Origin of the sequence: Micromonospora sp. NPDC023644 (assembly GCF_040640115.1) — a bacterium.
GTDB lineage: Bacteria > Actinomycetota > Actinomycetes > Mycobacteriales > Micromonosporaceae > Micromonospora.
Genome location: NZ_JBFABA010000037.1, coordinates 25,183 through 44,806, shown reverse-complemented (window position 1 = coordinate 44,806; position 19,624 = coordinate 25,183). Strand labels below are relative to the sequence as shown.

Here is a 19,624-nt window from a genome sequence, read left to right as displayed (position 1 = left end):
CGCCCGTTTCGCGTCCGCCCCGATCGTCTCGGTGCGCCCGGTTTCGTCCCGGCACCGGACCCGCGCACGGTCTCTTCGCTGCGGTACCGTCGCCTCTCTTCCGCCGACCGCCCACTGTCGTAAAGGAATTTTTCCTACTAAGGTGCGGCGGAGAAGGTTAGTGCCAAGCGGCGCGAGGGAGATGTGGCGTGAACAGGTGGAAGCGGCTGGCCCCGGTCACCGCCGTCGTGGCCTCGGCCGCGATGGTCCTGGCCGGTTGCGGTGGCTCCGATGACGACAAGGCCGCCGACAACAGCAAGCTCACGGTCTGGATGATGGGCGAGGGCAGCGAGGCGCAGACCAAGTTCCTCGACGGCGTCGAGACCGAGTTCCGGCAGAAGCACCCGGACACGGACGTGGTGGTCCAGTACATCCCCTGGCTCGAGGCGCCGAAGAAGTTCCAGGCCGCCCTCGCCGGCGGCGAGGGACCGGACGTCACCGAATTGGGCAACACCGAGACCCAGGGCTGGGCGGCGCAGGAGGCGCTGGCCGACGTGACCGACCGGATGAACGGCTGGTCCGAGGGCAAGGACATCCTCCCCGACCTGGTCAAGAACGCCCAGCTCGACGGCAAGCAGTACGGCGTGCCGTGGTACGCCGGCGTCCGGGGGATGTACTACCGCACCGACTGGTTCGCCGAGGCGGGCGTGAAGCCGCCGACGAACTGGGAGGAGCTGATCTCCGCCGCCAAGACCGTGCAGGCCAAGAAGCCGGGCACCTACGGCATCGCGCTGCCCGGCAACTCCGAGCTGCCCTTCTACTCGTTCCTCTGGGGCGCGGGCGCGGAGATCGCGACGAAGCAGGGCGACTCCTGGAAGTCCGGCTACAACACGCCCGAGGCGCAGAAGGCCGTCAAGTTCTGGACCGACCTCGTGACCGTGCACAAGGTGGCCCCGCCGGCCGCCGCGGGCTGGAACGAGATCGACGCCCGGACCCAGTTCGCCACCGGCAAGGCGGCGATGGCCTTCGGCGGCAGCTGGCAGCAGAACGCCATCAAGAAGGACAACCCGGAGATCGAGAAGGTCTGGGGCACGTTCCCGATCCCCGGCCCCGACGGCAAGGCGGCGCCCGGCTTCGCCGGCGGTTCCGACGTCGCGATCTGGAAGGACAGCGAGCGGCAGGACCTCGCCTGGGACTACCTGACCGTGCTGCTGAACAAGAAGAACGACCAGGCCTTCGCCGACAGCCTCGGCTTCTTCCCGGTCTACAAGGACCTGGTCGGTGGCGACAAGTACGCCAGCGACAAGATCATGGCGGCGTTCGCCACCACGATGCAGAACACCAAGCTCACGCCGCTCACCCCCAAGTGGGTGGAGGTCAGCCGCACCAAGACGGTGACCCAGGCGATGAACAGCTCGGTCATGAAGGGTCAGAAGACGGTCGAGAAGGCTACCGCCGACGCGGCCGCGGAGATGGAAAGCATCCTCAACGCCAAGTGACCACGCTGACCGAGGCGCCGGAGACGGCCGCCGCGCGGGAGACCCCCGTGCGGCGGCGTCGCCGGGTGGACCGCCTGCCCTACCTGCTGCTCCTGCCCTGCCTGGTGATCATCTGCGTCCTGCTGCTCTGGCCGCTCGGCCAGGTGGTGGTGATGTCCTTCCACCAGCTCAACAACGTCCGACAGTTGCGCGGCGACCGCGAGTGGCCGTGGGTGGGCCTCGGCAACTACGCCGAGATCCTCAGCGATCCGTTCTTCCTGACGGTGCTGCGCAACACCGTCCTCTTCGCCGTGGCGAACGTCGCGCTCACGATGGTCCTGGGCACCCTGGTCGGGCTGCTGCTCAACCGGCTCGGCAAGCGGATGGCCGCCTTCGTGGCCAGCTGCGTGATGCTCGCCTGGGCCACCCCGGCGCTGACCGGCACGATCGTCTGGAAGTGGATCTTCGACGACACCAGCGGCCTGGTCACCTGGCTGTTCAACGCGCTGCCCGACGGGCTGTCGCAGAGCCTCTTCGGGCGCAGCGACTGGACCGGCTACGGCTGGTTCAACTCGCCCCTGCTGTTCTTCTCGATCCTGACCCTGGTGGTGGTCTGGCACTCGTTCCCGTTCATCGCGGTCAGCGTGCTGGCCGGCCTGAAGAGCGTGCCGAGCGAGCTGCACGAGGCGGCCCGGGTCGACGGGGCCGGGCCGTGGAAGGTGTTCTGGAAGGTCACCTTCCCGCTGCTGCGGCCGGTCTTCGGGATCCTGATCGTGCTCTCCACCATCTGGGACTTCAAGGTCTTCACCCAGCAGTTCGTGCTGGCGGGCGGCACGCAGGACCGGCCGACCTTCATGCTCTCCATCTACTCGTACGCGGAGGCGTTCTCGCCCCCGCCCAAGTACGGTCTCGGCGCCGCGATCGCGGTGATCCTCACCCTGATCCTGCTGGTGGTGACCGGCCTCTACGTCCGCATGGTGCTCAAGCAGGAGGAGGACGCGTGACGCGACGTGGCGGCGGCGCGGGCGTGAAGCGCCTCGCCCTCAACGGCGCGGGGCTGCTGGTGGCGCTCTTCGCCGCGTTCCCGGTCTACTGGATGATCGCGACCTCGCTGAAGCCGAGCTCGGAGATCTTCTCGTCCACCCCCCGGCCGGTGCCCGCCGAGCCGACCCTGGAGCACTACCGGCAGATCCTCACCGGGAACCTGATCCCGGGAGTCACCTTCGCCGACTTCTTCCTCAACAGCGCGCTGGTCGCGGTCTCCACCGTGGTGCTCAGCGGGCTGGTCGCGCTGCTGGCCGCCACCGCGGTGGCCCGGTTCCGGTTCAAGCTGCGGACCACCTTCCTGATCATGCTGCTGGTGGTGCAGATGATCCCGCTGGAGGCGCTGGTCATCCCGCTGTTCCTGATGATCCAGCGGCTCGGGCTCTACAACACCCTGCCCAGCCTCATCCTCACCTACCTCGGCTTCTCGCTGCCGTTCGCGGTCTGGATGCTGCGCGGCTTCGTCGCCGCCGTGCCCAAGGAACTGGAGGAGGCCGCCGCCATCGACGGGGCCAGCCGGGCGCAGACCTTCCGGAAGGTCCTCTTCCCGCTGGTGGCGCCCGGGCTCGTGGCCACCAGCATCTTCTCGTTCATCACCGCCTGGAACGAGCTGATCTTCGCGCTGACCTTCATCAACGACCAGGACAGCTACACCCTCCCGGTCGCGATGACGTTCTTCTTCGGCCGCGACGACACGGCCTGGGGTCCGGTGATGGCCGCCTCCACGCTGTTCACCCTGCCGGTGATCGTCTTCTTCCTGCTGGTGCAGCGGCGGATGGTCTCCGGGCTGGTGGCCGGGGCCGTCAAGGGCTGACCCCCGCGCCAGGAACCTGCGGCCCCTCGTCGAGGCCCCGGCGTCGACGGGGGGCCGTTCCGCGGGCGCGTCGGGGGCGTCCGCGCGGGCTAGGCTGACCGCCATGACGGGCAGGCTGGCTTCGGTGAACATCGGCGTCGTGACCGAGGCGGAATGGGCGGGCGACGCGAGCGGCCGCAGCGGCATCGACAAGCGGCCGGTCGACGGCCCGGTGCTGCTGCGCGCGGACGGGGTGGCCGGCGACTTCATCGGCGAACGTGCCCACCACGGCGGTCCGGAGCAGGCGGTCTACGCGTACGCCGAGGAGGACGCGTCCTGGTGGGCGGGGGAGATCGGCCGGGGCATCCGCCCCGGCGGCTTCGGGGAGAACCTGACCACGTACGCGGTGGACGTGACGGGCGCCGTGATCGGCGAGCAGTGGGCGGTCGGGTCGGCCCTGCTCCAGGTGACCAAGCCGCGCACCCCGTGCACCACCTTCGCCGGCTTCTGGGGCGTGCCCGACCTGATCAGGCGGTTCACGGTGCGGGCGACGCCGGGGGCGTACCTGCGGGTGCTGCGCGAGGGCGAGGTCGGCGCGGGGGACCCGGTCGAGGTGGTGGACCGGCCCGCGCACGGGGTGACGATCGGCGAGGTGTTCCGGGCCCTGAGCCTGGAGCCGGAGCTGCTGCCCCGGCTGCTCGACGCGCCGGACCTGCCGGAGGGGGTCCGGGAGAAGGCGCGCCGCCGGCTCGCCGGCCCGAGCTGACCGACGCCCCCCACGGGAACGGGCCCCGTCCCGTGGGGGAGGGGGCCCGTCCGGCGTCGGCCCGGCGCGCGCCGGGTGACCGGCTCAGCGCAGCCAGGGCACGCTGCGGTCGAGCAGACCGCGCTGCTTGAGCTCCTTGCGCAGCGGGATCTCGTCGTCGATGTAGCCGTCCCAGTTGATGCCCCAGTAGTTGGCGGTGTGGGTGCCCTCACCGCAGAGCTGGCGCTGCACCGGCGTGCGGTTGGCCCACCACTCGCCGTCCTTGTCGATGTGCAGCTCGTCCAGCGGCCGGATCCACCGGTAGGTGTAGCCGACGAAGAGCATCTTGCGGGTGATGGTCGACAGGTTCGTCGACCGCGAGTGCCACTGGCGGCGGTCGAAGATGAAGGCGTCACCGGGGTTGGCGGTGATCTCCACCGTGCCCTCCGGGTCCGGGTTGTGCACGGAGGTGTCCTCCGGGCGGGGCAGCGAGTTCCACAGGTGGCTGCCCGGGATCACCTTGGTGGCGCCCCGGCCCTTCTCCGACAGGTCGGACAGGACGTAGGCCACCTTGAGCGAGAACATCGGCCGGGGCAGGTTCGGGTCCATCGTCTCCGGGTCGGAGTTCTGCCGGTACCCGTCCTGGTGCCACCCCCAGTAGGGCTTCTCCGGCTCCGCCGCCGGCGGGGTGACGTCCAGGTGGTTGTGGTGGGTGTAGATGTTCCAGCCGGCCAGGCCCCACATGTACGGGAAGGCGATCGGGTGGGTCAGCAGGTCGCCGAAGAGCTCGTCGCGCTCCAGGAAGCCCAGCAGGTGCAGGGTGCCGTCCTTGGTGGTGGTGCCCTTCGCCTTCTCCTCGGCGTAGACGCGGTCCACCGCCGCCTCCAGCGCCGCCCGGTGGTCCTCCGTCAGGACGTTGCGCAGCAGGAGGAAGCCCTGCTCGTGGAACTCCTTGCGGTCGGTGTCACTGATCGGTTCGTAACCGGTCCGGTCGCCGTAGTCGAACACTTCGACGTACCCCTCCCCATGAGGCGAAACCATTGCTGGCACAGGCCGCCGATCGTAACCCGCTGGTTTCGGGGCGGGGTACTGCCCAGCACGATATGCGACCGTTGTCCGGACCCTGGGGAGCGACATGGTGGCGATGCGTCATGGGTCTGCCGTGCGGCGTGGCTTATCTCCGGGAATGCCGGTTTGCGCGGTGACTGCCGGTAAGGAGATCGGGGGCCACTACGCCTCGGCGAAGACCTCCGCGACGACCCGCCCGGCGGCCGGGGCGTCGTCGGTCCGGTTCCAGGTGCCGTCGCGGGCCGTCCACTCCAGGTCGCCGAAGCGCACCCGCTTCACGCCGTGGTCCTGGGCGTGGGAGACCAGCCAGTGCGCGTACCGCCAGCCCCGGCGCTCGTCGGCGGCCGGGACCGTCAGGCCCGTCAGGTCCGCCGTGGTGCTCGCGCCGGCCAGGCCCCAGTCCAGCAGGAGGCCGCGGGTCAGCGCGCTCGCCGCGGCCTCGCCGCGCATCGCCGGGTCGCGGCCCACCGTGCAGGCGACCGCGCCGGTGGCGTGCCCGACCAGGGCCCGGGTCAGCACCTCGGACTCGTCCGCCCACTTCTGGTACGCCTCCGGGAAGGCCGAGCGCTGCACCTTCTGCGCCGCGTCGGTGACCCGCATCTGCTCCCAGCCGCGCACCTTCTTCAGCCCGGAGTAGAACTTCCCGGCCGCGTAGCGGGGGTCGCGGATCTGCTCCGGGGTGCCCCACCCCTGGCTCGGGCGCTGCTGGAACAGCCCGATCGAGTCGCGGTCGCCGCCGGCGAGGTTGCGCAGGCCGGATTCCTGGTAGGCGGTGGCCAGCGCGACGACGACGGCCCGCTCGGGCATCTTCCGCTGGATGCCGATGGCCGCGATCGTCGCTGCGTTGGCCATCTGGTCGGGGTCCAGGGCGACCCGACCGTCCGCCTGCACCGTGCACGTCCGGCTGGCCAGGGGCAGGCGCAACTCCCCACCCAGCTGCCGGATGACGATCCAGATCCCGACCGCGGCGAGGACGACGAGGACGACGCCGCCGGCCACGACTGCCCGAGTACGCACCCACACCCCCTGATCGACAGTCCGACAAGCGTACGTCCCCCGTGGTGCCTTCCGGGTCGTCCGACCGGTTCTCCACGACCGTCGGGCGTGGCACCGGTGCGGGCGCTACCGGCCGGCGCCCGCCGCGGCGTCGCCGTCGGCGGCGGGCACCCAGCGCGCCGGCCGCTTCTCCCGGAACGCCAGGACGCCCTCGCGCCCCTCCTCCGACAGGAAGTACCCGGTCGAGAGGGTGGACAGCCCGGCGATCTCCGTCCGCAGGTCCGCGGCGGGCGGCCGGCGCAGCAACTGCTTCGCCCCGGCCAGCGCGCCCGGTGCCCCCCGCACCAGAGAGTCGCAGTACCCCGCAACCGCCGCGTCCAGTCCGTCCGCCGGCACGGCGGCGGTGACGAGGCCGATCTCGGCCGCCCGCCGGCCGTCGAAGGTGTCGCCGGTCAGGTAGAGCTCGGCCGCCGCGCGGGGGTGCAGCCGGGGCAGCACGGTCGCGGATATCACCGCCGGCACCACGCCGATCCGCACCTCGGTGAAGGCGAACGTCGCCTCCCGCGCGCAGACCGCCAGGTCAGCCGCCGCGATGAGGCCGAGGCCGCCGGCCCGCGCCGGGCCGGCCACCCTCGCCACCACGGGCTTCGGGCACTCCCATACCGCCGCGAGCACGTCGCCGAGCATCCCGGCCGGCACGGTCCCGCTGGCGTACGCGGCGGCGGTCTCCTTGAGGTCCGCCCCGGAACAGAAGACGGGGCCCGTGTGGTCGAGCACGATCACGCGTACGGCATCGTCGGCGACCGCCTCGGCGAGGCCGGCCAGCAGCTGGGTCATCAGCGGCGTGGAGAGCGCGTTGCGGTTGTGCGGGCTGTCCAGGGTGAGGGTGGTCACCCCACGGGCCGTGGCGGCCCGCACGAACACGTCGGGAGAGGTCATGGAAGGGCACACTAGTGGCCATGCCCGGCGTCCTTCCAGAAGGCGAAACCGTCCCCGTCGACGGCTCGCTGCCCGCCACCGCCACCCGAGCCGTCGGCGCGCGCGGCTTCGGCGTGTACGTGCACGTGCCGTTCTGCGCCAGCCGCTGCGGCTACTGCGACTTCAACACGTACACCGCCGCCGAGTTGGGCGGCGGGGCGAGCCGGGAGGACTACGCCGACACCGTGCTGGCCGAGCTGGCGCTCGCCCGCCGGGTGCTGGGTGACGCCCCGCCGCCCCGCGTCGACACGGTCTTCGTCGGCGGCGGCACCCCGACCCTGCTCCCCGCCGACGACCTGGCCCGGATCCTCGACGGCATCGACCGCACCTGGGGGCTCGCGGCCGACGCCGAGGTGACCACCGAGGCCAACCCGGAGTCGGTCACGCCGGAGTCGCTGAAGGCGCTGCGGGCCGCCGGCTACACCCGGATCTCGCTGGGCATGCAGTCCGCCGCGCCGGGGGTGCTGGCGATCCTCGACCGCACGCACAGCGCCGGCCGGGCCGTCGCCGCCGCCCGCGAGGCGCGCGACGCCGGGTTCGACCACGTCAACCTGGACCTGATCTACGGCACGCCGGGGGAGACCGAGGCGGACTTCGCCGCCTCCCTCGACCAGGTCGTCGCCGCCGGGGTGGACCACGTCAGCGCGTACGCCCTGATCGTGGAGGACGGCACCCGGCTGGCCGCCCGGATGCGGCGCGGCGAGCTGCCGTACCCCTCCGACGACGTCGCCGCGGACCGTTACCTCGCCGCGGAGGCCGCCCTGGGCGCGGCCGGTCTGTCCTGGTACGAGGTGTCCAACTGGGCCCGCGACGAGGCGGCCCGGTGCCGGCACAACCTGCTCTACTGGACGGGCGCCGACTGGTGGGGGCTCGGCCCGGGGGCGCACAGCCACGTCGGCGGCGTGCGCTGGTGGAATGTCAAGCACCCCACGACGTACGCGAAGCGGCTGGCCGCGGGCGGCTCGCCCGGCCTGGCCCGCGAGGTGCTCACGGCCGACGAGGCGCACATGGAGGACGTCATGCTCCGGCTGCGCCTCGCCTCCGGGCTGCCCCTGGACGCCCTCGACGACGCCGGCCGGGCCGGCGCCGCGCGGGCCCTCGCCGACGGGCTGCTGGCCGCCGACGAGCACTCGGCCGGCCGGGCCGTGCTGACCCTGCGGGGCCGGCTGCTCGCCGACGCGGTCGTCCGTGACCTGCTGCCCTGAACCGCGTGCCGGGGCCGGCCGGGGGAGCGGCCGACCCGGGTCACCTGGTGAAGCCGTAGGTCATCGGGTAGCGGTAGAGCACGCCCTCGTTGGCCTTGACCCCGCCGACGATGCCGAAGATCAGCGGCACCAGCCAGACGAGCATCGGGACGAAGAACAGCACCCCGCAGGTGACCAGCGTGACCACCCAGCTCAGCACCCCGACGAGCGTCCAGGTGAGCTGGAAGTTCAGCGCCGCGACGGCGTGCGCCCGGGCGGTCGGCGACTGCTGCCCCCGCACCATCAGCGCGATGAGCGGCGCCAGCCAGCCGAGCAGGCCGCCGCCGACGATCACGCCGACCGCGCCGCCGAAGTGGGCGATCAGGGCCCAGTTCTTGTCGTCGTTGCTGGCGTAGCCGCCCGTCGGCGGTCCGTAGCCGCCACCGGCCGGGTAGCCGGCCCCCGGCGGGCCGTAGCCGCCGGGCGGAGGGAAGCCGCCGGGCGGGGGATAGTCACCGGGCGGGGCCTGGCCGCCGGGTGGAGGGTAGGCGCCGGGCGGGGGATAGCCGCCCGACGGCGGATAGCCACCAGGCGGAGGATGGCTGCCCGGGCCCGGCGCCCCGGACAGTGGTGCGGTGGGGTCGCCGGAGCCGGCGTGGCCGGGGAACCCCGACGGGGCGGTCGGGTCCGGCGGGAAGCCGGGGTCCCCCGCTCCGGGAGGGCGAGGTGGTTCAGTCATGGAGGTCACGGTAGGGGCAGCCGGCAAGGCCGCACCAGCGTGACACCGGCCGGGATGTCCGGATGGCCGGTTCCCGGCGGCGTCGGGTCGGCCCGTGCGGTCGCCGATCGGACTGATCGCCCCAGGTCGATCATCGCGTCGGCGGCCCCGCCGACGTAGACTGGCACTCGCTACAGTCGAGTGCCAGCAGCCCGCCCGGTCCCCCGCGTGCCGGGGCCGACGTGCGACAGGAGGTGGGGAGGATGGGTCTCGACGACCGCAAGCTCGCCGTGCTGCGCGCGATCGTCGAGGACTACGTCGCCACGCAGGAGCCCGTCGGCAGCAAGGCGCTGGTCGAGCGGCACCAGCTGGGGGTCTCACCGGCGACCGTCCGCAACGACATGGCCGTGCTGGAGGAGGAGGGCTACATCCGCCAGCCGCACACCAGTGCCGGCCGGGTGCCCACCGACCGGGGCTACCGGCTCTTCGTGGACCGGCTGTCCCGGGTGAAGCCGCTCAGCCCGGCCGAGCGCCGGGCGATCGAGCGTTTCCTGGTCGGCGCCGTCGACCTCGACGACGTGGTGCACCGCACCGTCCGCCTGCTGGCGCAACTCACCCGGCAGGTCGCCGTCGTGCAGTACCCGAGCCTGGCCCGCTCCTCGGTGCGTCACCTGGAGCTGGTGCCGATCTCCACCACCCGCCTGATGCTGGTCATGATCGCCGACACCGGCCGGGTCGAGCAGCGGCTCGTCGAGCTGCCCGCGCCGATCCCCGCCGACGACGTCACGGACCTGCGCCGGCTGGTCAACGAGAAGCTGGTCGGCACCCGGCTGTCGGAGACCCCGCCGCTGGTGCAGGCGCTGGTCGAGGAGTCGGTGCCGCACCTGCGGCCGGCCATGACCACCCTCTCCACCGTGCTGCTGGAGACGCTGATCGAGCGGCACGAGGAGCGGATCGCGCTGGCCGGCACGGCCAACCTCACCCGCGGCGGCCTGCTCGACTTCCAGGGCTCCCTGCGCCCCATCCTGGAGGCGCTGGAGGAGGAGGTCGTCATGCTCAAGCTCATCGGCGAGGCGGAGCCGAGCACGACCCGGGTCCTGATCGGCGACGAGAACGAGATCGACAACCTGCGCGCCGCCTCGGTGGTCAGCACCGGCTACGGGCCGGGCACGACCAGCGTCGGTGGCCTCGGTGTGCTCGGGCCGACCCGGATGGACTACCCCGGCACCATCGCCACGGTGCGGGCCGTGGCACGCTACGTGGGCGAGCTGCTGGCCCAGAACTGACCAGTCAGGGCCGACGGCCGGCTCCAGCCGCCGACCGGCGCAACGCGAGACGAACATGAGGACACGGAACGCAGTGGCCAGGGACTACTACGGCATTCTCGGGGTGAGCCGGGAAGCCTCCGACGACGAGATCAAGCGCGCCTACCGCAAGCTGGCGCGACAGTTCCACCCGGACGTGAATCCGGATCCGGAGGCACAGGAGAAGTTCAAGGACATCAACGCCGCGTACGAGGTCCTCTCGGACGACCGGAAACGGCAGATCGTCGACCTGGGCGGCGACCCGCTCGCCCCCGGCGGCGGGGGTGCGGGGGGTCCGGGCGGCCCCGGCGGCGCCGGCCCGTTCGTCGGCTTCCAGGACATCATGGACGCGTTCTTCGGTGGCGCGGCCGGCGGCTCGCGGGGCCCGCGACCGCGGACCCGGCCCGGCGCCGACGCGATCCTGCGGCTGGAGCTGGACCTGCACGAGACCGCGTTCGGCGTCGAGGCGCCGATCACCGTCGACACCGCCGTACTCTGCACCACCTGCTCCGGCGCCGGCACGGCGGCCGGCACCCACCTGGCCACCTGCGAGGCGTGCGCCGGTCGGGGCGAGGTGCAGTCCGTGCAGCGCACCTTCCTCGGTCAGGTGGTCTCCGCCCGGCCGTGCACGGTCTGCCAGGGCTACGGCACCACCATCCCGCACCCGTGCCCGACCTGCGCCGGCGACGGCCGCGTCCGCACCCGGCGTTCGCTGACCGTGAAGATCCCGGCCGGTGTCGAGGACGGCATGCGCATCCGGCTCGCCCAGCAGGGCGAGGTCGGCCCGGGCGGCGGCACGGCCGGCGACCTCTACGTGGAGATCCACGAGCGGCCGCACGACGTCTACTCCCGCAAGGGCGACGACCTGCACTGCCGGGTCACGGTGCCGATGACCGCGGCGGCCCTCGGCACCCGGCTGACGATCAAGACGCTGGACAGCGAGGAGACGGTCGACGTCAAGGCCGGCACCCAGCCGGGCAGCACGCTGCGGCTGCGCGCCCGGGGCGTGCCGCACCTGCGCGGCACCGGCCGGGGTGACCTCTACGTCCACCTCGACGTGCGGACGCCGACCAAGCTCGACGCCGACCAGGAGAAGATGCTGCGCGACTTCGCCAAGACCCGGGGCGAGGAGGTCGCCGAGCTCACCAAGCAGGGCGGCTTCTTCTCCCGGATGCGCGACGCCTTCAACGGCCACGCCTGACGGTCCCGGGTCGCCGCCCGCCGCGGCGACCCGCCCGCTGGCCCGGTCTGACCCGTCGGCCCGCCCCGACCCGTCGGCCCGGTCGGCCTGGCGGTCGGGTGCGCGTCGACCTACCCGGTGGGCGGCGGCTCCGCCGGCCTGACCGCCCCGGCGCCCGCCGGGGCGGCTAGCCTGATCGTCGTGTCCGCGCCGCTGTTCCTGGTCGACCCGCTGCCCACCGCCGACCGGCTGACCCTCGACGGTCCTGAGGGGCACCACGCCGCCACCGTGCAACGGCTGCGCGTCGGCGAGGAACTGCTGCTCGCCGACGGCCGGGGCGGCACCGCGTCCGCGGTGGTCACGGCCGTCGGCCGGGGCACCCTCGACCTGGAGGTCACCTCCCGGGGGTACGTCGACGCGTCCGTCCCGCGCCTCGTGGTGGTGCAGGGCATCGCCAAGGGCGACCGGGGCGAACTGGCCGTGCAGGCGATGACCGAGGTCGGGGTGGACGAGATCGTGCCCTGGGCGGCCGCCCGCTCGGTGACCCAGTGGCGCGGCGACCGGGGCGTACGGGCGCGGGAGAAGTGGGTCGCCACGGCCCGGGAGGCGGCGAAGCAGGCCCGCCGGTCGTGGCTGCCGGTGGTGGCCGGCGCCCCCGACGAGTCCACCGCGACGGTGGCCCGCCGGATCGCCGGTGCCGCCGCCGCGTTCGTCCTGCACGAGGAGGCGAGTGAGCGGCTGACCACCGTCGAGCTGCCCGCCGCCGGTGAGATCGTGCTGGTCGTCGGCCCGGAGGGCGGCATCGCCGACGCCGAGCTGGACGCGTTCCGGGCCGCCGGCGCCCGCCCGGTCCGCCTGGGCCCCTCGGTGCTGCGCACCTCCACCGCCGGCGTGGCCGCCCTCTCCGTCCTCGCCACCCGCCTGGCCCACTGGTGACCCGCCCACCCTGACACCCCCGCCCGCCCCGGCCCCGCCCCCGCCCCGCCCCCGCCCGTCCACCCACGGTCGATCATGCAGTTGTGGTGGGCGGAATGTGCGTTGTCGCGGTCTTTGTGGGGCACCACAACTGCATGATCGCCGAAACCGGCGTGGCGGGGGCGGGGCGGGGGAGTGAGGTGGGGGGTCAGCTGCGGAGGTAGGAGGCGCCGTTGAGGTCGACGATGGTGCCGGAGGCCCACTCCGCCTGTGGGGAGGCGAGCCAGTGCACGGCGGCGGCGATCTCCTCGGGGCGGGCCACCCGGTTGAACGGGCTCTGCGCCCGGATCGCGGCGCCCCGGTCCCCGCTCAGGTGCCCGGTGGTCATGTCCGTCTCCACGAAGCCCGGGGCGACCGTGGCGATCGCGATGCCGTACGGGGCGAGGGCCACCGCCAGCGACTGCCCCAACGCGTTCAGCCCCGCCTTGCTAACCCCGTACGCCGGCTGCTCCGGCTCGCCCCGGAAGGCGCCCCGGGAGGAGACGTTGACGATCCGGCCGCCCCGGTCGCGCATGTGCTGCGCGGCGCACCAGATGACGTTGCCCGCGCCGGTCAGGTTGGTCTCCAGCACCAGCCGCCACCGCGCGCGCCACTGCTCGTAGGAGGCGCCGAAGACCGGGTGCGGGGCGTCCCGCTCGCCGTACACCCCGGCGTTGTTGACCAGCACGTCCAGCCCGCCGAGCAGCCCGGCCGCCTCGTCGACCATCGCCCGTACGGCGTCCGGGTCGGTCAGGTCGGCGCGGACCACCACGTGCCCCTCGCCGGGCAGTTCGACGCGCAGCCGCTCCGCCAGCTCCGCCGAGTCCCGGTGGTGGATCGCCACCCGGTCGCCGCCGGCCGCGAACGCGGTCGCCACCGCCCGCCCGATGCCGCGCGAGGCCCCCGTCACCAGTACCGCCCGTGAAGTCACGCCGGCCATCATGCCCGGCCGTACCGCCCCTTCGCGGGGAAGGGTCCCCTCCCGCACGGCAGGCGTCGACGAGGTGCCCCTCCTTACACTGCCCCGATGGGAACCGACTGCCTGTTCTGCCGGATCGTCGCCGGGGAGATCCCGGCCACGATCGTCCGGGAAACCGCCACCACGCTCGCCTTCCGCGACATCGGCCCGAAGGCGCCGGTGCACGTGCTGGTCATCCCGAAGGAGCACTACGCCGACGTGGCGACGCTCGCCCAGGGCGACCCGGCGCTGGCCGGGGAGGTGCTCGCCACGGCCGCCGCGGTGGCCGAGGACGAGGGGCTGCTCGGCGACGGCTTCCGGCTGATGTTCAACACCGGCGCGTACGGCGGCCAGGAGGTCTTCCACGTGCACGCGCACGTGCTCGGCGGGGCGCCGCTCGGCCCGATGCTGGCCCGGAACCTCGCGTGACGGCGGTCGACGACCGCCTGTCCCGGCTGGTGCGCACGGTCCAGGCGCAGGCCCGGGTGCCGGCGGTGTCGGCGGCCCTGCACCGGGCGGACCGGCCGCTCTGGACGTGCGCCGTGGGTGGGACCGGCAACGACACCGAGCTGGGGCCGGGCACCCGGTTCCGGATCGGGTCGGTCACGAAGACGTTCACCGCCGTGCTGACGCTCCAGTGCCGCGACGACGGCCTGCTCGACCTCGACGACCCGCTGGGCCGGCACCTGGACCTGCCGGCCCACGGCGAGCTGACGGTGCGCCGGCTGCTGTCGCACACCGCCGGCCTGCAACGCGAGCCGTACGGCGACGTCTGGGACACCCTGCGCGCGCCGGACGTCGACGGGCTGGTGGCCGACCTGGCCCGGGCCGAGCGGGTGCTGCCCCCGGGCCGCCGCTACCACTACTCGAACCTCGGCATGGCGCTGCTCGGCCGGCTCGTCGGCCACCTGCGGGGCGGCACCTGGGCGGAGGCGCTCGCCGAGCGGGTGCTGACCCCGCTGGGGCTGGCCGAGACCTCGGTGACGCCCGGGCTGCACGCCGCGACCGGCTTCCTGGTCGACGCCTACTCCGACGAGGCGCACCCCGAGCCGCCGACCGACTTCGGGGCGGTCGGCCCGGCGGCGCAGCTCTGGAGCACCGCCTCCGACATGGCCCGCTGGGCGGCCTTCCTCGCCGATCCGGCGGCGCTGGACCCGGCCGGCACCGTGCTCGCCCCGGCCACGCTGGACGAGATGCGCTGGCCGGCGACGGTCACCGACGAGACGCTCTGGGCCGGCGGCTTCGGGCTGGGGCTGATCCTGGTGCCGCAGGGCAAGCGGATCATGCACGTCGGCCACGACGGCGCGATGCCCGGATTCCTGGCCGGCGTCTACGGCCGGCGGGGCGGGGAGGGCACTCCCGGCGCGATGGGGGTCGCGGTGCTGGGCTCCTCCGGCACCGCCGGCGATCTCCTCGACCTGCCGCACCGGCTGCTGGCCGCCGCGGTCGAGCACGACCCGGCCGACATCGCGCCGTGGCAGCCGGGCCCGCCCGCCCCCGAGGGCGTACGCGGACTGCTCGGCCGCTGGTGGGGAGAGGGTTTCGAGTACGTCTTCTCCTGGCACGACGGCGAGCTGCGGGCCCGGGGCGCCGACGATCCGGCGGGCAAGCCCCCCTCGGTCTTCGTCCCGCTGCCGGACCGGCCGGACGTGTTCCGCACGGTCTCCGGCCGGGAGGCGGGGGAGTTGCTCCGGCTGACCCGCGACGAGCACGGCACGGTGGTGCGGATGCACTGGGCGACCTACCGGTTCACCCGGCACCAGGAGACCTTCGAGCGGTACGACTTCCGAGCCGGCTCCTGACGGGCGCGCGACCGGACGGGCCGCGGCCGAGGCGCCGTCCCGTCCGGTCCGCTCCCGTCCGACCCGCCCCGTCCGGTCCGCTCGTGCCGCAGGCGCGGAAATGGGCAGGGTGTCACCGCTGTTGGAAAGATAAGATGGCAGGAACGTCAGCGCGCCGCGCCAGCAGGCCCGGCGCCGAGATCGAGAGCAGGTGGCGCAGGGCCCCTCGGCCCGACCTATGACCGGCACCCCACCTCCCGGCCCGCCCCGGGTGCAGACCAGGATCACCGTCCCGGACTCCAAGATCATGGTCAACCTGCTCGGCGCGGGTGACGAGATCCTGCGACTGGTCGAGCGCTCGGTCGACAGCGACGTGCACGTCCGGGGCAACGAGATCACCATCACCGGCGCCCCCGCCGACAACGCCCTCGCCGAGCGGATCTTCAGCGAGCTGCTCGAGCTCATCGAGAAAGGCGAGACCCTGACCACTGACGCCGTCCGGCGTACCGTCGGCATGCTCGAGCAGGGCGGCGCCGAGCGGCCCGCCGAGGTCCTGACGCTCAACATCCTCTCCCGGCGCGGCCGCACCATCCGTCCCAAGACGCTGGGGCAGAAGCGCTACGTCGACGCGATCGACGCGCACACCATCGTCTTCGGCATCGGCCCCGCCGGCACCGGCAAGACCTACCTGGCGATGGCGAAGGCCGTCCAGGCGTTGCAGGCCAAGCAGGTCAACCGGATCATCCTGACCCGGCCGGCGGTCGAGGCGGGGGAGCGGCTCGGCTTCCTGCCCGGCACGCTCAACGAGAAGATCGACCCCTACCTGCGCCCGCTCTACGACGCGCTGCACGACATGCTCGACCCGGACACCATCCCCAAGCTGATGGCGGCGGGCACGATCGAGGTCGCGCCGCTGGCGTACATGCGGGGGCGTACCCTCAACGACGCGTTCATCATCCTCGACGAGGCACAGAACACCACGCCCGAGCAGATGAAGATGTTCCTCACCCGGCTCGGCTTCAATTCCAAGATCGTCGTCACCGGTGACGTCACCCAGGTGGACCTCCCCGGCGGCACGACCAGCGGCCTGCGGGTGGTCCGGGAGATCCTGGAGAACGTCGAGGACGTGCACTTCGCCGAGCTCTCCAGCTCCGACGTGGTCCGCCACCGGCTGGTCGGGGAGATCGTCGACGCGTACGCCCGCTGGGACGAGCGGGAGAACCAGCAGGCGCAGAGCGTGCACGCCGTGCCGGGGCGGTCCGCCCAGGGCGGCCGGGCCGGCCGGCGCCGCTAGACCGAGGGAAGACTGTTGTCCATCGAGATCGCCAACGAGTCGGGTGTCGACGTCGACACCGACGCCGTGCTCGCCGTCGCCCGGCACGCCCTCGACGAGATGGGGGTCAACCCCCTCGCCGAGCTCTCCGTGCTGCTGGTCGACATCGACTACATGACCGAGCTCAACCACCGGTGGATGGGCGGCGACGGCCCGACCGACGTGCTGGCCTTCCCCATGGACGAGGGCAGCGTCGACCACGGGCCCGGCGAGACGTCCGCGGCCGGCGGCGAGCCCGCGCTGCTCGGCGACATCGTGCTCTGCCCGGAGGTGGCGGCCAAGCAGGCGGCCACCGCCGGCCACGCCGCCGCCGACGAGCTGCACCTGCTCACCGTGCACGGCGTGCTGCACCTGCTCGGCTACGACCACGCCGAGCCGGAGGAGGAGCGGGAGATGTTCGCCCTCCAGGCCCGGCTGCTGGCGAGCTGGCGGTCGACCCGGTCCCGGTGATGACCACCCCGACACTGGCGGCCGGCGCCACCGGCCTGCCCGACCTGCAACTGCTGGTCTCCGCGGCCGGCCTGGTGGTGCTGGCCGGCCTGATCGCCATGACCGAGGCGGCGCTCGCCGCGGTCTCGCCCGCCCGCGCCGCCGAGCTGGCCCGCGACGGCGTGCGGGGCGCCCGGACGCTCCAGGCCGTCGCCGGGGACGTGGTCCGCCACCTCAACCTGCTCCTGCTGTTGCGGCTGCTCGCCGAGCTGACCGCCACCACCCTGGTGGCGCTGGTCGCGGTGGACACCTTCGGCGCGGGCTGGCGCGCGGCGCTGGTCACCGCCGGGGCGATGACCGTGATCAGCTTCGTGGTGGTCGGGGTCGGTCCCCGCACCATCGGCCGGCAGCACGCGTACGTGGTCGGGCGGTCCGTCGCCCCGCTGGTCCGCTGGCTGGGCCGGGCGCTCAACCCGCTCGCCTCGCTGCTGATCCTGATCGGCAACGCGGTCACGCCGGGCCGGGGCTTCCGGGAGGGGCCGTTCGCCACCCAGGTGGAGCTGCGCGAGCTGGTCGACCTGGCCGAGCAGCGCGGTGTCGTGGAGCACGGCGAGCGGCAGATGATCCACTCGGTCTTCGCGCTCGGCGACACGATCGCCCGCGAGGTGATGGTGCCGCGTACCGAGATGGTGTGGATAGAGGAACGCAAGACGCTCTCCCAGGCGCTGGCGCTCTTCCTGCGCTCCGGCTTCTCCCGGATCCCGGTCATCGGCGAGAGCGTCGACGACGTGCTCGGCGTGCTCTACCTCAAGGACCTGATCCGGCGGACCCAGGGCGGCGCCCCGGAGGACCGGCAGCTCCCGGTCGCCGAGCTGATGCGCCCCGCCACCTTCGTGCCGGAGTCCAAGCCGGTCGACGACCTGCTCTCGGAGATGCAGGCCGCCCGCAACCACCTGGTCATCGTCGTCGACGAGTACGGCGGCACCGGCGGGCTGGTCACCATCGAGGACATCTTGGAGGAGATCGTCGGAGAGATCACCGACGAGTACGATGTCGAGCGCCCGCCGGTCGAGCACCTCGACGACGGGGCGGTGCGGGTGACCGCGCGGCTCCCGGTGGAGGACCTGGGCGAGCTGTTCGACACCGACCTTCCCACCGACGAGGTGGAGACCGTCGGCGGCCTGCTGGCCCAGTCCCTGGGCCGGGTCCCGATCCCCGGGGCACAGGTCGAGGTCGCCGGGCTCCAGTTGGTCGCCGAGGGCACCACCGGCCGACGCAACCGGATCGACACCGTGCTGGTGAACCGCGCGGAGTCGACCGACACACAGAACGGCCCGGGCCGCGGCGAGCACGCCGAGCCCCGGGACGACACGAACCGATCCGAGGAGAGGCAACCCGCCGATGCCTGAGTCACCCGCCGTACCGGCCGCCCGGCCCACCCCGTCCGACCCGGTCGAGCTGAGCGCCGAGGACGGCAAGCTGGTCGTCCTGGCGCGGGGCGCGCGTGGCCGGGTGGGCGCCGTGGAGGGCGCGGCGGTCCGCGACCAGGACGGCCGGACGTACGCCGCGGCGAGCGTCTCGTTGCCCTCGTTGACGATCACCGCGCTCCAGCTCGCGGTGGCCTCGGCGGTGGCGGCCGGCGCGACCCGGCTGGAGGCCGCCGTGGTGGTGACCGAGGCGTCGACGCTGGACGGCGCCGGGCACGCCGCGGTACGGGACCTCGCCGCGGACGCGCCGATCCACGTGGCCGCCCCGGACGGGGCCGTCCTGGGCACGGTGGTGGAGTGAGCGATCTCCAGCCGCGCCCCTACCGCGCCGGATTCGCCTGTTTCGTCGGCCGGCCGAACGCCGGCAAGTCGACGCTGACCAACGCGATCGTCGGGCAGAAGATCGCCATCACCTCGAACAAGCCCCAGACGACCAGGCACATCATCCGGGCCGTCCTGCACCGCCCGGAGTCCCAGCTGGTGCTGGTCGACACCCCGGGTCTGCACCGCCCCCGTACGCTGCTCGGCGAGCGCCTCAACGACCTGGTCCGGCAGACCTGGAGCGAGGTCGACGTGATCGGCCTCTGCATTCCGGCGGACGAGCCGATCGGGCGGGGCGACCGGTTCATCACCGGCGAGCTGGCCGAGCTGAAGGCCACCGTGCTGGCCGTGGTCACGAAGACCGACCTGGTGGACCGCAAGCGGCTGGCCGAGCAACTGCTCGCGGTCAGCGAGCTGGGCGAGTTCGCCGAGGTGGTGCCGGTCAGCGCGGTCTCCGGGCACCAGGTCGACGTCCTGGTCGACGTGATGACCGGCTACCTGCCCGAGTCGCCGCAGCTCTACCCGGACGACATGCTCACCGACGACCCGGAGCAGGTGCTGGTCGCCGAGCTGATCCGGGAGGCCGCCCTGGAGGGCGTCCGCGACGAGCTGCCGCACTCCATCGCGGTGGTCGTCGAGGAGATGGTGCCCGAGGGCCAGCTCATGAGGATCTACGCCGACGTCTACGTCGAGCGGCCAAGCCAGAAGGCGATCGTGATCGGCCACCGGGCCAGCCGCCTCAAGCACGTCGGCACCACCGCCCGCCGCCAGATCGAGGAGCTGCTCGGCACCCGGGTCTACCTCGACCTGCACGTCCGGGTGGCCAAGGACTGGCAGCGGGATCCGAAGCAGCTGCGCAAGCTGGGCTTCTGACGCCGGTGCCGGGGCGCAGGC

The 19,624-nt window shown here is 73.1% G+C and carries 20 protein-coding genes; 15 read left to right on the top strand and 5 right to left on the bottom strand.

The window, feature by feature from the left end:
• Positions 1–188: 188 nt before the first annotated feature.
• The 4 genes from AB0G08_RS22540 to AB0G08_RS22525 all read left to right on the top strand — a co-directional run bounded on the left by AB0G08_RS22540 (position 189) and on the right by AB0G08_RS22525 (position 4,060).
• Positions 189–1,478, top strand: a complete 1,290-nt coding sequence (locus AB0G08_RS22540; RefSeq protein WP_358091155.1) for a sugar ABC transporter substrate-binding protein — start codon at positions 189–191, stop codon at positions 1,476–1,478.
• Complete coding sequence (locus tag AB0G08_RS22535) at positions 1,475–2,461, top strand: sugar ABC transporter permease (protein ID WP_358091153.1); 987 nt, start codon at positions 1,475–1,477, stop codon at positions 2,459–2,461. The genes AB0G08_RS22540 and AB0G08_RS22535 overlap by 4 nt, the downstream gene beginning before the upstream one ends.
• A gap of 23 nt (positions 2,462–2,484) precedes the next feature.
• A complete protein-coding gene (locus AB0G08_RS22530; RefSeq protein WP_358091189.1) occupies positions 2,485–3,315 on the top strand; it encodes a carbohydrate ABC transporter permease in 831 nt (276 codons plus the stop codon).
• Between the two features lie 103 nt (positions 3,316–3,418).
• The gene (locus tag AB0G08_RS22525; RefSeq protein ID WP_358091151.1) at positions 3,419–4,060 is read left to right on the top strand and encodes an MOSC domain-containing protein; all 642 of its coding nucleotides are present in this window, start codon (positions 3,419–3,421) and stop codon (positions 4,058–4,060) included.
• Between the two features lie 84 nt (positions 4,061–4,144).
• On the opposite strand, the gene AB0G08_RS22520 is transcribed toward AB0G08_RS22525, so the two are convergent.
• From AB0G08_RS22520 to AB0G08_RS22510, 3 genes are all read right to left on the bottom strand, one after another.
• Complete coding sequence (locus AB0G08_RS22520; protein ID WP_121400220.1) at positions 4,145–5,080, bottom strand: phytanoyl-CoA dioxygenase family protein; 936 nt, start codon at positions 5,078–5,080, stop codon at positions 4,145–4,147.
• A 189-nt stretch (positions 5,081–5,269) separates the two neighbouring features.
• Complete coding sequence (locus tag AB0G08_RS22515) at positions 5,270–6,130, bottom strand: hypothetical protein (RefSeq protein ID WP_358091149.1); 861 nt, start codon at positions 6,128–6,130, stop codon at positions 5,270–5,272.
• Positions 6,131–6,229: 99 nt separating this feature from the next.
• On the bottom strand, positions 6,230–7,042 hold the full coding sequence (locus AB0G08_RS22510) for an enoyl-CoA hydratase-related protein (RefSeq protein WP_358091147.1): 813 nt from the start codon (positions 7,040–7,042) through the stop codon (positions 6,230–6,232).
• Positions 7,043–7,062: 20 nt separating this feature from the next.
• Between AB0G08_RS22510 and hemW the strand changes: the two genes are divergently transcribed.
• Entirely contained in the window at positions 7,063–8,286 is a 1,224-nt protein-coding gene (gene hemW, locus AB0G08_RS22505) for a radical SAM family heme chaperone HemW (protein ID WP_358091145.1), read from the top strand.
• A 40-nt stretch (positions 8,287–8,326) separates the two neighbouring features.
• Here the strand turns inward: hemW and AB0G08_RS22500 are convergent, their stop codons facing one another.
• On the bottom strand, positions 8,327–9,004 hold the full coding sequence (locus AB0G08_RS22500) for a DUF4870 domain-containing protein (protein ID WP_358091143.1): 678 nt from the start codon (positions 9,002–9,004) through the stop codon (positions 8,327–8,329).
• A gap of 242 nt (positions 9,005–9,246) precedes the next feature.
• Here AB0G08_RS22500 and hrcA point away from each other — a divergent pair, with 242 nt between their 5' ends.
• The 3 genes from hrcA to AB0G08_RS22485 all read left to right on the top strand — a co-directional run bounded on the left by hrcA (position 9,247) and on the right by AB0G08_RS22485 (position 12,403).
• Complete coding sequence (hrcA, locus tag AB0G08_RS22495; RefSeq protein WP_101412363.1) at positions 9,247–10,269, top strand: heat-inducible transcriptional repressor HrcA; 1,023 nt, start codon at positions 9,247–9,249, stop codon at positions 10,267–10,269.
• A 73-nt stretch (positions 10,270–10,342) separates the two neighbouring features.
• Entirely contained in the window at positions 10,343–11,488 is a 1,146-nt protein-coding gene (gene dnaJ, locus AB0G08_RS22490) for a molecular chaperone DnaJ (RefSeq protein WP_192581261.1), read from the top strand.
• A 180-nt stretch (positions 11,489–11,668) separates the two neighbouring features.
• On the top strand, positions 11,669–12,403 hold the full coding sequence (locus AB0G08_RS22485; RefSeq protein ID WP_358091141.1) for a 16S rRNA (uracil(1498)-N(3))-methyltransferase: 735 nt from the start codon (positions 11,669–11,671) through the stop codon (positions 12,401–12,403).
• A 187-nt stretch (positions 12,404–12,590) separates the two neighbouring features.
• On the opposite strand, the gene AB0G08_RS22480 is transcribed toward AB0G08_RS22485, so the two are convergent.
• Positions 12,591–13,352: an SDR family oxidoreductase gene (locus AB0G08_RS22480; RefSeq protein ID WP_358091139.1), complete on the bottom strand. Its 762-nt coding sequence runs from the start codon at positions 13,350–13,352 to the stop codon at positions 12,591–12,593.
• A gap of 96 nt (positions 13,353–13,448) precedes the next feature.
• On the opposite strand from AB0G08_RS22480, the gene AB0G08_RS22475 reads away from it, so the two are divergent.
• The 7 genes from AB0G08_RS22475 (at position 13,449) to era (ending at position 19,603) form a co-directional block, all read left to right on the top strand.
• Positions 13,449–13,808 carry a histidine triad nucleotide-binding protein gene (locus AB0G08_RS22475; protein ID WP_357871942.1) on the top strand — a complete coding sequence of 120 codons (360 nt, stop codon included), beginning with the start codon at positions 13,449–13,451 and terminating at the stop codon, positions 13,806–13,808.
• Positions 13,805–15,181 carry a serine hydrolase domain-containing protein gene (locus AB0G08_RS22470; RefSeq protein ID WP_358091137.1) on the top strand — a complete coding sequence of 459 codons (1,377 nt, stop codon included), beginning with the start codon at positions 13,805–13,807 and terminating at the stop codon, positions 15,179–15,181. Before AB0G08_RS22475 ends, AB0G08_RS22470 begins: the two co-directional genes overlap by 4 nt.
• A gap of 217 nt (positions 15,182–15,398) precedes the next feature.
• Positions 15,399–16,454 (top strand): PhoH family protein, encoded by a 1,056-nt coding sequence (locus tag AB0G08_RS22465; protein ID WP_358091135.1) that lies wholly within the window; start codon positions 15,399–15,401, stop codon positions 16,452–16,454.
• A 15-nt stretch (positions 16,455–16,469) separates the two neighbouring features.
• Positions 16,470–16,943 (top strand): rRNA maturation RNase YbeY, encoded by a 474-nt coding sequence (gene ybeY / locus AB0G08_RS22460; RefSeq protein WP_132240405.1) that lies wholly within the window; start codon positions 16,470–16,472, stop codon positions 16,941–16,943.
• Complete coding sequence (locus tag AB0G08_RS22455) at positions 16,919–18,331, top strand: hemolysin family protein (protein WP_358091187.1); 1,413 nt, start codon at positions 16,919–16,921, stop codon at positions 18,329–18,331. The genes ybeY and AB0G08_RS22455 overlap by 25 nt, the downstream gene beginning before the upstream one ends.
• The gene (locus AB0G08_RS22450) at positions 18,324–18,710 is read left to right on the top strand and encodes a cytidine deaminase (protein WP_357871933.1); all 387 of its coding nucleotides are present in this window, start codon (positions 18,324–18,326) and stop codon (positions 18,708–18,710) included. The genes AB0G08_RS22455 and AB0G08_RS22450 overlap by 8 nt, the downstream gene beginning before the upstream one ends.
• Complete coding sequence (gene era, locus AB0G08_RS22445) at positions 18,707–19,603, top strand: GTPase Era (protein ID WP_358091133.1); 897 nt, start codon at positions 18,707–18,709, stop codon at positions 19,601–19,603. The genes AB0G08_RS22450 and era overlap by 4 nt, the downstream gene beginning before the upstream one ends.
• Positions 19,604–19,624: the final 21 nt, after the last annotated feature.

Bases quoted from the DNA above. Each gene is read 5' to 3' on its own strand.
- AB0G08_RS22450 (WP_357871933.1), top strand. From the start codon at position 18,324: ATGCCTGAGTCACCCGCCGTACCGGCCGCCCGGCCCACCCCGTCCGAC.
- hemW (WP_358091145.1), top strand. From the start codon at position 7,063: ATGCCCGGCGTCCTTCCAGAAGGCGAAACCGTCCCCGTCGACGGCTCG.
- hrcA (WP_101412363.1), top strand. From the start codon at position 9,247: ATGGGTCTCGACGACCGCAAGCTCGCCGTGCTGCGCGCGATCGTCGAG.
- AB0G08_RS22520 (WP_121400220.1), bottom strand. From the start codon at position 5,080: ATGGTTTCGCCTCATGGGGAGGGGTACGTCGAAGTGTTCGACTACGGC.
- AB0G08_RS22500 (WP_358091143.1), bottom strand. From the start codon at position 9,004: ATGACTGAACCACCTCGCCCTCCCGGAGCGGGGGACCCCGGCTTCCCG.
- AB0G08_RS22525 (WP_358091151.1), top strand. From the start codon at position 3,419: ATGACGGGCAGGCTGGCTTCGGTGAACATCGGCGTCGTGACCGAGGCG.
- AB0G08_RS22475 (WP_357871942.1), top strand. From the start codon at position 13,449: ATGGGAACCGACTGCCTGTTCTGCCGGATCGTCGCCGGGGAGATCCCG.
- AB0G08_RS22510 (WP_358091147.1), bottom strand. From the start codon at position 7,042: ATGACCTCTCCCGACGTGTTCGTGCGGGCCGCCACGGCCCGTGGGGTG.
- AB0G08_RS22465 (WP_358091135.1), top strand. From the start codon at position 15,399: ATGACCGGCACCCCACCTCCCGGCCCGCCCCGGGTGCAGACCAGGATC.